The sequence below is a fragment of the Robbsia andropogonis genome, from assembly GCF_000970345.1.
Lineage (GTDB): Bacteria > Pseudomonadota > Gammaproteobacteria > Burkholderiales > Burkholderiaceae > Robbsia > Robbsia andropogonis.
Genome location: NZ_LAQU01000003.1, coordinates 194,963 through 207,773 on the forward strand (window position 1 = coordinate 194,963; position 12,811 = coordinate 207,773).

Here is a 12,811-nt window from a genome sequence, read left to right on the forward strand (position 1 = left end):
CGGCATGCCGTGCCCGTCACGCCGATGGCGCGCCCCGCCAGTCACGCAGATGCGCCAACAGCGCGCCACCGTACCGCGTGCCGAACCACCGCGCATGCCCCAGCAGATAATCGTCGTAAGCGACGGCGGCGGCTTCGCCGAGACCTAGCACACCAGCAAAGTAGCCAACCTCGGACAACGCGAACTCGGTATGCACGATCGGCAGCAACGCGATCAACGCGGCGCGATCCGCATCGGTCAGCGGCGTGACGCTGTGATAGCCATTCAACAAGGCATCGACCTGGTCCAGATGGACGGCGCGCGCATCCGATTGCACAAGCCATTCGATCGTGTTGCGTTCAATCGCGAGCGCGAGATCCACCAAGGCGCACGTCCGGTCGGCAAGTCCAAAGTCGAGAATCGTGCCGACCTCGGGCGTACGCGGTGTCGATGACGGTGCACCCGCGCCACGCCACAACATATTCGAGGCATGCCAATCGCCATGCGTCCATAAAGGCGCCAGGCCGGGCGCCGCATCCGCACCCTCGGCCTCGAGCAGCGGGACGAGCCGCGCATGCCAGGGGCCGATCGTCGCCGCGATGTCTTCACGCCACGGCCGCATCGCCAGCGCCTCTTGCAACAGCGGCTGCGCCGCTACCCAGTTTTCCAGCGCTGGCAATAACGCCGACGCACCAATCACCTGGTAGCTCGACAGCAACAGCCGGGGTGGCCGCGCCGGCGCATCGTAGCCGCGGGACGCACGATGCAGCCGCGCCAATGCGGCACCGGCTACCCGCGCATGGTCCACCCGCCTGAAGGGTTCCCACGACATGACGTCGCGATAGTCATCCTGGCCTTCCCCCATGCCATGCACTTCGTAAGTCCATTCACCGATCTGGACGGCCGTGCGTCCCAAGCGGTCATGCAGGACCTGCGCCACCGCCATTCCCTGCCGTTGCAAATGCGCAATGAACCGATGCTCTTCCGCCAACGCCGCGATGTCGCGCAGGCGTTCATGGTGACGCTTCACAAATAGCGTTTCACCCGTGGTCAGCCTGACCAATGCCGCGGCGGCGAATGGTCGCGGGCTATGCCATGAAATGACGTCGATTTCGCCCGCGATCCGGTAGGAGGAAAGCACGCTGGCCAGTTCGCTGACGATCATCAGCGGCCAATCTCGATCGGCCTGCTGTCCGTGTATGCCGAACTGGCCTGACTGCCCGAAGGGACGCCCGGCGGTGCCCGCGAGATTCCCCCTGTCAGCGGTATTGTCACCACGCCCCCCCGCGCCGCTGGCAGGATTCGATGGCACGGGCGAACGGGGGGCCGGAACCGGGGACGGCACGGGCAAGCCTTCCGACGTCCCGCCCCGCATCACCCGACGTCCGAGGGTCAACGCACGACGCCAGTTACGCCAGCCGATCAATGCCAGCACGACGAAGCCGGCGTATAGCAAGGCTGTTGGATAGAGCCCCTTCACCAAGAACATCCCCACATATATCAGGTCGAGCAGGACCCACAGTCGCCACGACGCAATGAATCGGCGCGCCGTCCAATACTGCGCGACCAGACTGAATGCCGACAAAAAGGCGTCCATCCAGGGCAAGGCGGCATCGGTCCACACCGACATCATCAGCCCCAGTGCCGCGCCGCCTAGCGCGCCACATCCCAGACCCTGGCACAAGAGACGCCACGACGGCACCTGGACATCCACCAACGCGCTGGCCGCCGCCCGTGTCTCGGGGTGCCGCCAGCGCCACCAGCCGTACAACTGCATCACGGCAAATGCGGCCTGCAACAGCATGTCCGAATACAGCTTCGCGTCATGAAATATCCATGCATAAAGCGCGACGGACACCAGTCCCACCGGCCAGCATGCCATCCAGCGGCGCGCCGTCATCCAGACTGCCAGCGCACTGACCAGCACGCCCGCGATTTCAATTCCTGACATCGTGATTCCTACGAAATACCTGCCCGAAGCGGCCGCCGTCCCTTAGAAATCGTACGTCAGGGACAGCCGGGCCGTGCGTGGTGCGCCCAGGAACAGATAGGCGTCCCCCTGCTGCTCGCCCGCATCCTGCCAATAGTACTTGTTGAACAGATTGTCGATCGACAGGCGGATCGTAGTCCGATGCCCGCCGATTCGGGTCTCATAGCGCGCCCCGGCATTAAAGACGAAATAGGCGGGAACGCGGGCCGTGCCTTCTTCATTGGCCGTCTTGCTGCCGCTGAACACCATGCCGCCCAGCAGATGCAAGCCCGGCACTGGATGCACCGCATAATCGGCGTACACCGTCGCGCGCATCGCCGGCACATTGATGACTTGATGGCCTTCGTAATCCGGAGAGCCCGTACCGGATGCCCGCGCGCGAATGGCGGCCACGCTGCCGTTCAGCGTCAGGTCACGGCTTGCACGACCGGATACGTTCAACTCGACTCCGGTATTGCGCTGGGTGCCATGCTGCACGAAGGTATAGGTGCCGGTACCGGCATCCGGATCAGCGAATTCGAACGGCTTGTCGATCGTGAAGACCGACAAGCCCACGCTCAATGCATCACGCCAATCGTACTTGATTCCGCCCTCCACTTGCGTGGAAAGCAATGGCGGCAGGAACGCGTATGCATTCGTCGCGCGGTACGGGGCCTGGGCGCCAAGCGACAGCGTCCTGCTGTACGACGCATACACGGAAAGTGGCGTCACAGGCTTGTACACCACCGCCAGTTGCGGCAGGAAGGTCGTGCGGTCCGTGTGCGTGGCTACCGTGTCGATTGCTGCCCAGCTGCGCTGCCGCAAGAACACTTCGCGACCACCGCCCAGGATCTGCCAATGGTCGCCGATCGACACCTTGTCCGTCGCGAAAAGGGCATATTGCCAGGCGTCGAGTTGCCGGAAGGACGGACCGGCCTGATTCTGTGAGGGATCGAAGGTCAGGTCCGGGCCGTAGATATTCTCGCTACCGACGTAGTCGTTGACCGCCGTGGTCATGCTGACCACGCGCCGCTGGATATCGACACCCAACGACACGTCATGCCGGACCGCCCCCGTCCATACACGGCCCGTCACGGCGCTGCGCACTTCGTCGTTACGCCGGTATTCGCCAGGGCTGCGAAAATCGTAGACGTCGAAGTCGCCGTTCGCCCCGAAGAAGTACGGCGAGGTGGCACCGCTGGCGCAACTCGGCGCATAGTAGCAACCGTAGGCGAAAGCGACGTTGTCATCGATCATCGTCCGGCTGCGGCTGATGGCAACGTACGCGCGCCAGTCGTCGTTGAACTGGTAGTCGAAGCGTCCGCTCAGGTTTAGTGCATCGGTGGTCGTCGGCTTGGCCCATGGCTGCGCGCCGAGCAACTTGCTGGCGGAGGCGGCGGACGGCACCACGGTGCCGCCCAGCAGTTGATAGCCGGACACCGACTTCTGCACCAGTTGCTGGAACTCGGCGTCCAATTGCAGGCTGGCGCGTGGTGTCAGGTTCCAGTCCAGGGCAACCGAGCCGAAAGTACGCCGGCCGTTGGCGCCATCGACATACGAGTGCGTATCTTCCTTGGCCGCGTTGACGCGAAATCCGAATGCATTGTCGGTACCGAAGCGTCGACCAAGGTCGACGGCCGCCGACGTCGATCCGCGACTGTCCGTGCCGACCGTCACGCTCTGCACGTTTTCCGGACGCTTGGTCACGAAGTTGATGATGCCGCCAGGCGCGACTACACCGCTCTCTATCCCCGCCAGCCCGTTCAGCACTTCCACGCGCGATTTGTTTTCAAGTGCGAACTGCTGCTCACCCGACGCGCTCATCCCATTGACCTTGATCGCGCTGGCGAGATCAATCGGAAAGCCGCGGATCGAGAAACCCTCGTAATACCCCACCGGCGCATAGGCGTTGCCCACCGATGCGTCATTACGCAATACGTCGCTGAGGCGCTTGGCCTGCTGGTCGGCAATCAATGCCGCGGTCATCACCGTGATCGATGCCGGCGTGTCACGCAACCGTGCGTCCTCGTCCCCGGTGATCGACGAGGTTCGTGCCCGATAATGGTTCGCCGCGCCGCCGTCTTCGCCCGGCGCGGTGACCGCTACGGCGGGCAATGCATTGTCGGTCGCCGAGGCGCTAGCCGCTGGTGCGGACGCCGTCGTCGCCGCCGCCGCCGCGGCTTGCGCCAGCGCAGCGTGCGGGAGCGCGCCGGCCAGCACCGCGCAGAAGATGAAAGGTACCCTGGGCACCCAGCCAATCGACACCGAAAATACTGCCCCGCGCGGCTTTCTCATCCTGTCCCATTATTTTACGAATCGTCGCGCGCATAGTAACGGCAGTGACGCCATCCGTAAATTACAGTGCGGTTTGCTGCATAGCAACATGTCGCGTTAATGCGGAACATGTCCCGTGAGTACCAGCATTACAGTCAGGGTCAACAGCGAACAGACCGTGGTCAACAAGATGACCTGCGACGTGATGACCGCTTCGCGTTTATAGAATTCCGCCAGCATGAAAGGGCCGGTGCCGGTCGGCAGCGCCGAAAGCAGCACGGTGATACCGAGTATATCGCCAGACATGCCAAGCCACCGACTGGCTAGCCAGAAGGCGAGCAAAGGCTGGATGATCAGTTTCAAGGCAGCTAGCGCCACGGTCGTCGGCTGCAGACGTGACGACGGACGATCCTCGGCGAGAAACAGCCCGAGGCTGATCAGCGCGCACGGACTTGCCGCCTCGCCCAACAGTTTCAGAAACATCTCGGCGCTTTGCGGCATGCTCACATGCGCCGCGGCGACCAGCCCTCCCGCGATCGGCGAGACGATCAACGGATTCTTCGCCAGCGACTTCAGCACCTTTCCCGCAAGCTTTGCGGGATGACGTTCCGTCTGCACGCCAATCTCGATCAAGACGATCGCGCCGGCAAACAGCACGCAGGCGACGATGATCGTCGCGATCGTGACGGGGGTGCGGCTTTGCACCCCATACAGCACCATCCCCAACGGCAAGCCGATGTAGGCGGTGTTCGGATAGGCTGCCGCAATGGCATCGATGCTCGCATCGGCGAGGTGACGGCCTGCTCGCAGTCGCCAGGCCAGCACGACTGCAAAAATCCCCACCGACACGAGCGTGAACGCCAGGATAAACGCCGGCTGGTCCATCTGGGCCCAGGTGGCGTGCGCCATCACATCGAACAACAAGGCCGGGAGTGCCAGCCAGACCACCATCTTGTTCAATTCGGATGCAGCCGTCGGCCCCATGATCCGACGCTTTCTGCACAGGTAGCCGGCAAGGATCAATGCAAAGATCGGCAGCAGTATTTCAAAAGTGGTCAACATCGTGCTGAAAAACCGGACTTGGAATATTAGGACAGCCGCGAGCATAAACCAGTCAATTGATACAATCCAATGTTTGCTTCCTTTCAATTCGTTATTGTCGCCGCATCGTGAATGTATCAAGACGTAACGTAGCGTACGGTGTTGCCTGGTACTTTTCTTGGCAAACATGTTTCGGCATGCCGAATTTTGATCGAAGCACATGTCGAGCGCGGCTGAATTGTGTAATCTATACGGGCCGCTTTACAGATTCGTCTTGCCTGTCGCGTACCTGTGCGACGCCTTCGTCCGTTCGACGTTTCGCCGCTCCGACTCTCTGATGTAACAGATTAGTGACTACGCGATGACTACACCGTCTTTTGCGCCATCCGCCGTGGCGCAGCAGTTTCTCGTGCCCCGGGACATCGACCCGGTCAACAAGCCTTTGCTTTCGCTGGTTGTGCCGTTCTATAACGAAGGGGAAGTAATCGATGCATTTTTCGCGGCGGTTGTCCCGCAGTTGGAGGCATTGACCGAATTCGATTTCGAGATCGTATGCGTCAACGATGGCAGCCGTGACACCACGCTGCAGCAACTGGTAACGCATGCGATGGCGAACGGCAAAATCGTCGTGATCGACCTGACCCGCAACTTCGGCAAGGAATCGGCATTGTCGGCCGGTCTCGACGAAGCACGTGGCGACATCATTGTCCCGTTCGACGCGGATTTACAAGATCCGCCGGCGGTGATTCCGAAGTTGATCGAAAAATGGCGTGAGGGGTACGACGTCGTGGTGGCCAAACGCGCGGACCGGAGTTCGGACTCCATGATGAAACGGAAGACGGCGGCGATGTTCTACCGTCTTCACAATCACCTGTCGGATGTCCCCATCCCTGAGAATGTAGGCGATTTTCGCCTGATCTCCAGGGCCGTCGCCGATGCATTGAAGCAGTTACCGGAGACGCGTCGCTTCATGAAAGGCTTGTTCGCGTGGGTAGGCTACCCCACCGCAACGGTGGAATACGCACGGGAAGCGCGCGTGGCCGGTGACAGCAAGTTCTCGGGCTGGCGCCTCTGGAATTTCGCGTTGGAAGGTTTTACCAGCTTCAGCACGCTACCGCTGCGCGTGTGGACCTATCTCGGCGTGATCTTCGCCTTCTTTGCGTTTTTTTATGCGTTCTTCCTGATTCTACGCACCTTGGTATTCGGTGTGGCAGTACCGGGGTATGCGTCCATTCTTACCGTCGTGCTGATGCTTGGGGGCATGCAATTGATCGGCATTGGTGTGTTGGGCGAGTACGTGGGACGGATTTACTTCGAAACGAAACGCCGGCCAATCTACCTCGTCAAACGCCGCTATGAACAACGCTCACGTGGTTGATACGCGTACCGCGCAGTCGGTCACGACGCTTCCCGCCCATCCGGATGACGCACGAATGTCGGCATCGATAGACCCACCGTCCGAAGTGCACATGCCGCCGGGCACGCGGCGCACCCCGCCGCCGCGCCCGGTGCCAGCCGCAAGAAGCAGACAATTCATCCAGGCCGCGTGGGCCATTCTCGCACTCGCCGTCGCGATGCGATTGCCCGAACTGACCAGCCGGTCTTTCTGGACCGACGAGGCTTACAGCTTCTGGTTTTCGAGCCTGAGTTGGCATGATCTCTGGCAAGTCATGCCGCAATATGAAACCCACCCGCCCTTCTATTACTCAGCATTGAAACTCTGGATGGGGCTGACGGGGAGCAGCGAAGGCGCAATGCGTGCCTTATCGGTTATTGCCAGCATTGCCACGGTGGCGATTGCCACGCATGCGCCACGTTGGATCAAGCCGGGTCCGCGAGCCGAGTATATCGGCCTCATCGCAGGGGCATTGCTCGCGATCAACGCCGGCAGTCTCGAATACGCGCAACAAGCGCGTCCCTATGCGCTGCAAGGTCTGAGCTGCACGGCAATGCTGCTGCTGTCGTGCCTGTATCTGCAACGTCTGTTTGCCTTCCAGACGGCGTTTGATCCGGCGGCGCCCCACGACGCCGACACAGGCGGCGCTTTTGCCGCGTCGGCACCATCCACGACCGTTCCGCTCTCGACGCGGCGTGCCAACACGCTGCTGCTGTGGCTCGGCCTAGGAGGCTGCGCGGGGATCACACTCTGGCTGCACAATACGAGCCCCGTCATCATCATGGCGAACTGGCTCGCAATGGGCGTAGTCATCGTTTTCTTTGGTGCCGGCCGGCGCCTGCCGCTGCTGATGGCGGTCATCAAGCCGCTCCTGCTGGCGTTGGCCCTCTGGGCACCCTGCATACCGATACTGCTCGAAGAATCGCGCACGGTCCATTCCGCTTTCTGGGCCGAGGTTTCACCGGCAATGCTGAGCTGGCCATTGACACTGTCGGCAGGCGGGCGCGCAGCCACGATTCCGGTCCTGTTGCTGCTGGTCTTCGGCGTGGTGCGGCTATATCAAAAAGGCCGTACGTGGGCAACCTTGACGGTGTACGCGATCATCGCGCTTTTCCTGCCCATGACGCTTTTGTTCGTAGTCTCGTACCTGTTCAAGCCTGTCTTCGTGACGCGGACGATGGCCTGGATGACAACGCCAGTCATGGTGCTGGTCGCCTGCGGTATCGGACTGATGCCCGGCCGGGCTTGGCGACGTCACGCCATTCTCGCGGTCGTCGTGTTGCTGTCACTGGTTGGCGTGCGGGCGTATTTCCTGATGCCCACGGAAGACCTCCGCAAGATCGAGCAGACGTTGGTGCAACAAGTGCGCAAGGATGATTTGCTGCTGATTTATCCGAACGAGGTGGCCGTGGGAATCAACTATTACACCCACCGCTTCCAAGACAACCTGCCGGCCGTGCAGATTCCGGCTGACTATCCGGCGTTAAACATGCCGCGCGACTATTTGAGCAGCAACAAGGGCGAGCCGGCGGTCATTCCCTCGGATATCCCGCGTATCAAGGCAATGATGGCGGGGCACGAAACCGTGTGGCTTGCGCGTCGAACCGCGGTGGAAAAAGGGCATCCGGACCTGGTGCGCGAAGCCTTGATCGCGGAGCGAGGGCAGCCGGTCAAGACCTGGCACTTCGGCAGCATCGATATCCTTCGCTTTGATGCGAACAAGAACGACTTGGCCGGCATCGCAAAATAGCCGGTGCAAGCGCGCCACGAGGAAAGGGCTTGTGGGTGGACGCGAATCGACGCACCGTGCCACGCCCTTCGATCGATGTGCTTCGTGGCGCTATTGCTCAGCAGGGAAAGCGGCCCACGTTAAATGCCGTATCCGGATCAGACGTCACCGGCAACGCCGAGGCGATCAGGCCCTGGCGCAATGTCTTCATCAAACGGTCGGGCACACGCATGGCCGGCGCGCGCAACGGGCCGCCATTGAACCCGGCCAGCCAGTCCTGATACTTCCACATGGTGCGGTTGAGCACGCCGGTACCGCCCGCGTAGGTCTGCGCCGCCCCGCCGTTGGCATTGCGCGCGGGATTAACGCGCCAGTACATCGCCATGGCCTCTTCCCACTGGCCATGGCGCGCCAGTTCGAACGCCTTCGGATAGTAGTCGCTCATCCATGCGGTGTTACTGGTGCCGGAGAACTGGAGTTTCATCACGCTCATCAGTGGAATCGCATCCCCTTCGATCGGACAACTGATCACGACCTGCTCGCGAAAGTGGTGGTACATCTCGCAGATCCCCGCTGGTAGCGGAAAACCTTGCTCCGACTTGATCGCGACAATATTTGGGCAATCGTCGAGAAGGCGACGGACCAGGTGTACCGGCATGCCTGCGGGATGAACCCGCTCGAACCCCCAGAGCGGGATGGGAAATAACATCACCGCCAGATCGGTCTCGTCGCAGAACGTTTTCGTATAGTCGTAGATTTCCTGTTCCGTCGTGGGCCAGAACTGAGGAGGATATGACAGCAGCACGATATCCGCGCCGGCTTTCTCCGCCAGCTTCACCGCTTCGATGTTCTCCGCAAGCGTTCCGAATGCCGCATGAAAAAAGAGGCCAAGCCGGTTGCCCGCTGTCTCGCGTGCCCATGCAGTGAACTGTGCGTTCTCCTGGGGCGTAATGGCCACTTCGCTGCACAACAGCGTATAACGGAAACCGAATGTGATCGCCCGTTCAATGTCGTGGCGGATGCCGCGTTCATTGAGATGCTTGAGGTCCGCACTGTAGCTGGGAATGGTAACGGCCGAGCAACCAATCAGGTGCTCCTTTGCCCATGCGCGAGCGTCGGCTTTCTTGTAGGTAGCCATAAGGCATTTCTCCGATTCCGGATTGAGGTCAATATTATTTGGCAACCGGCACGATGCTCACCGGTAACGGCGTGCCATAGCCCTTCACCTTGGCGAGTGCGAACAGCATCTCCGCGATGACCACGTCCTGCAGTGCCGAGCCCACCGATTTGTAGAGCACGATGTCGGCCTGGGAACGTCGCGGCGTCACCTCGCCCGAGACCACGGCCGCGAGAGAGACGAGTTTCGCGTCAAGTGCGAGGCCCGCGCGCATGGCCGCGATGCCGTCACCGGTATCGTGCGCGACTTCATCGGGCATGTCGGCCACCACGCACACGGCCCGGGCCATGGTTTCTTCGTCCACCTCCCGCTGCTCGGGCAGGGTCGAGCCGAGCGATACCACGGTTGCCCCTGCAGCAAGCCACGCGCCCTGCAGAACCGGCGACTCGTCGCGACTGCGAGCGGCGCAGATGACGACGTCGGCGTCGCTTACGGCACGTGCGGGGGTGTCGACAGGGCACACGTCGATGCTGCCGGCGAAACTGCGCGCAAAACGTTCACGGCTCGATGGATTGGGACTGAAGACCAACACACCCTGCAGCAGGCGCGTCGCGGCGAGGCAATCGAGCGCGCCACGCGCCTCGAAGCCCGAACCGATCACCCCTACACGCAGCGGCCGGCGGGGCGCCAGCCGGTCGATCGCCAGCGCGGCGGTGGCCGCGGTACGCAGTCCCGTCACACGATTACCGTCGATCAACGCGGCAAGGCCCATCGTGTGCTGATCGAAAAGCGAGATCAAATAGCTTGCGCGTCTTATGCGCGGCGACGCGGCAATCAGCTTCGATCCCATGTGACCACCAGCAGGCGATATCGCGGTCAGACCGCGCAACCAGATACCATCGCCGCGCGCCATCGAACGCGGTGGGACCATCGCGTCGGATATCTGTCCGGCATACGCCTTTGCGAGCGCGGACACCGCGGGAAACCAGTCGACGAGCGATGCAACGTCGGCGTCGCTTAGAAAAAGCGTGGGGGGAAGGGCCTCGCTCGGCCGCGTATCGGACATGGTGTGGGCGTTGGCGTAAATGACCAACCCACTATAGGGAGCCCGTGCGCATTCGTGTACTGCTCAGCATCGAAAGCAGTTATGCATTTTGTCGATAACCGGATCAGCGCATCGGCGCAAATACCTCGAGCTTTTCGATCAGGCACCGAACCATCCGCGTGGCGCGGGTATGGGGACGACGCGGCGTATCCACCAGTACCACGAAGCGTTCGAGCCCGGGCTGGACGATGCGTGATGCGGCCAAACGTGCATCAAGCCTGCCTGGCATGACCGAGGCGATCGCATAGCCTCCGCCCGCGGCGACAATCTCATACTGTAATCGCACCGAGTCCACCTCGACAGTCACTTCCAGTGCCAGCGCGTGTTCGACGGCGAGGCGATCAAGACGCCCGCGCAAGGGATGGGGGCGGCCCGGGACGACCAGGGGTATACCAGAAAGTCGGGCGAGCGGAATCTCCTTCCCTGCGACCAACGTATCTTCGCGCAGCCCCACGAGATTGAGGGGCACCGTGGCAAGGACATGAGCGTCCTTGACGCTCGCCGCGTCGTCGCGCAAGACCACCGCCATGTCGAGACGGCCCTCGTGGAGTTGCTCTTCGAGCTGGGCGCTTGCGCCTTCCACCAGATGCAGTCTGACGTCCGGCAATTGCTTTTTTACCGACGCGAATAACGGGCCGGCCAGCTGGTCTACCGCGGACGGCAACAAACCGACCAGCACTTCACCCTTAGGCTGCCCACGCGCGCTGCGAATATCATCTGCCAGCGCGTCTGCGTGTTCAGCAAGATGCACGACGCGCGGCAACACGTATTGGCCGAATTCGGTGAGAACGACGCCGCGGCCCGTGCGTCGAAAGAGCCGCTCGCCACACTGCTGTTCGAGCAGCGCGATGTCCCGGCTGACAAGCGATTGCGGCATGTCGAGCGCGATGGCGGTTTTGCTGAGACTGCCCAGGTTCGCCACGCGCGCGAAGACTTGCCATCGCGGATCGAGAATGGATAACGTGTCGGCCGCTTGATGGACATCGACCTTCGTGTGCCCGCCTGCCGCCCTGCTCGCAACCGTCTTCATCATACCGCGTCCAGCATGCCATCCATGGCGAGCACCGACTCCCTTATCAGCATGCGCAGCCACGCAATGCCCTGGTCCGACGTGCGATGTTTGTGCCATTGCATGCACTGCTCCATCTTCGGCATCACCATCGGCATGTCCCTGATCGCAATCGGCAAGGCGCGCGCCGCTTCCCTTGCGAGCCGGGAATGCATTGTCGCGATGCGGTGCGTCCCGACTACGAGATGCGCGGCGGACAGAAAACTGAACGTACTCGCCTCGACCCGTCTGGACACGCCGAGACGCCTCATGAACGCGTCTTCGAGCGCGATGCCACCGCCACCGGGATGCACGACCACGTGGCCCGCGCGCAGATAGCGGTCGCTTGTCATATCGCCGGTTGCGAAGTTGCTTTGCTCCCACAACACACAACAGAACGTTTCCTCCAGCAGTCTCTCGGACGGATGTTCCGTCGAACAGAAATCCTTGGGAATGATCTGCAGGTCAGCTTCGCCTCGCTCAAGCACACGTTGCGGGTTCGAGACCTGAGGCCGTAAGTCGAAGCTCACCCCGGGCGCTTCCCGATAGGCGCGCTTCAGCACGTGCGGCATCAGCGTCATCATCGTGTAGTCCGATACCAGCAATCCGAATAGCCGGTTCGACTGCGACGGCACGAACTGCGGCTGCGCGGCCACGGTCGCATCAACCCGAAGCAGAATATCGCGCACCGGGTCCTTCAGCCCTTCGGCACGTGAGGTGGGTTCCATCTTGCGCCCGACCTGGACGAGCAAGTCATCGTCGAAGTATTCGCGCAGTCGGGCCAGCGCGTTACTCATCGCGGACTGGCTCAGGTGAATTTTTTCCGCGGCCCGGCTGATACTTCCTTCGGTCAGCAAAGCGTCGAGCGCCACGAGCAGATTCAGATCGAGCTTGCTGAAGCGCATGTGCCTTGTCTCCGTTTATTGTTTGCTGCCTGTTTTAACGCCGATACGTTCCGGCATCGATCGGCGTTAGGGTTTCTCCCAAAAGCATTCAGGCGACCCATACACCGAATGGATGCAATCCATTTGAGTGTTATATCAGCGCATCTTAATCTAATCCCCATCCCGACAACATTGAATTCACACCCTGCATCGGGACCGGTTGAGACGTGGGGTCGGCCGGGGACATACATGCGTTTCATCGCATTCAA

8 protein-coding genes and 2 pseudogenes are annotated in these 12,811 nt (G+C 61.5%); 2 read left to right on the plus strand and 8 right to left on the minus strand.

Annotation, left to right across the window (positions count from 1 at the left end; all coding sequences use genetic code 11):
- Positions 1-16: 16 nt before the first annotated feature.
- From WM40_RS28560 to WM40_RS04560, 4 genes and pseudogenes are all read right to left on the minus strand, one after another.
- A pseudogene (locus WM40_RS28560) lies at positions 17-1,189 on the minus strand (phosphotransferase); the annotation flags it as partial.
- Positions 1,190-1,378: 189 nt separating this feature from the next.
- A pseudogene (pnuC, locus tag WM40_RS30805) lies at positions 1,379-1,930 on the minus strand (nicotinamide riboside transporter PnuC); the annotation flags it as partial.
- A gap of 42 nt (positions 1,931-1,972) precedes the next feature.
- A complete protein-coding gene (locus WM40_RS04555; RefSeq protein ID WP_081764926.1) occupies positions 1,973-4,243 on the minus strand; it encodes a TonB-dependent siderophore receptor in 2,271 nt (756 codons plus the stop codon).
- A 96-nt stretch (positions 4,244-4,339) separates the two neighbouring features.
- The gene (locus WM40_RS04560; protein WP_024903543.1) at positions 4,340-5,284 is read right to left on the minus strand and encodes an AEC family transporter; all 945 of its coding nucleotides are present in this window, start codon (positions 5,282-5,284) and stop codon (positions 4,340-4,342) included.
- A gap of 340 nt (positions 5,285-5,624) precedes the next feature.
- Between WM40_RS04560 and WM40_RS04565 the strand changes: the two genes are divergently transcribed.
- Both WM40_RS04565 and WM40_RS04570 read left to right on the plus strand, forming a co-directional pair.
- Positions 5,625-6,641, plus strand: a complete 1,017-nt coding sequence (locus WM40_RS04565) for a glycosyltransferase family 2 protein (RefSeq protein WP_052738166.1) — start codon at positions 5,625-5,627, stop codon at positions 6,639-6,641.
- Positions 6,619-8,409, plus strand: coding sequence for a glycosyltransferase family 39 protein (locus WM40_RS04570; protein ID WP_157685706.1), 1,791 nt, complete (start codon positions 6,619-6,621; stop codon positions 8,407-8,409). Before WM40_RS04565 ends, WM40_RS04570 begins: the two co-directional genes overlap by 23 nt.
- A 97-nt stretch (positions 8,410-8,506) precedes the next feature.
- On the opposite strand, the gene WM40_RS04575 is transcribed toward WM40_RS04570, so the two are convergent.
- From WM40_RS04575 to WM40_RS04590, 4 genes are all read right to left on the minus strand, one after another.
- Positions 8,507-9,526, minus strand: coding sequence for a dihydrodipicolinate synthase family protein (locus tag WM40_RS04575; RefSeq protein ID WP_024903545.1), 1,020 nt, complete (start codon positions 9,524-9,526; stop codon positions 8,507-8,509).
- 34 nt (positions 9,527-9,560) lie between these two features.
- Positions 9,561-10,571: an ornithine cyclodeaminase family protein gene (locus WM40_RS04580; RefSeq protein WP_024903546.1), complete on the minus strand. Its 1,011-nt coding sequence runs from the start codon at positions 10,569-10,571 to the stop codon at positions 9,561-9,563.
- A 103-nt stretch (positions 10,572-10,674) separates the two neighbouring features.
- On the minus strand, positions 10,675-11,640 hold the full coding sequence (locus WM40_RS04585) for a LysR family transcriptional regulator (protein ID WP_081764932.1): 966 nt from the start codon (positions 11,638-11,640) through the stop codon (positions 10,675-10,677).
- Entirely contained in the window at positions 11,640-12,563 is a 924-nt protein-coding gene (locus WM40_RS04590) for a LysR family transcriptional regulator (RefSeq protein ID WP_046152267.1), read from the minus strand. Before WM40_RS04590 ends, WM40_RS04585 begins: the two co-directional genes overlap by 1 nt.
- Positions 12,564-12,811 lie beyond the last annotated feature (248 nt).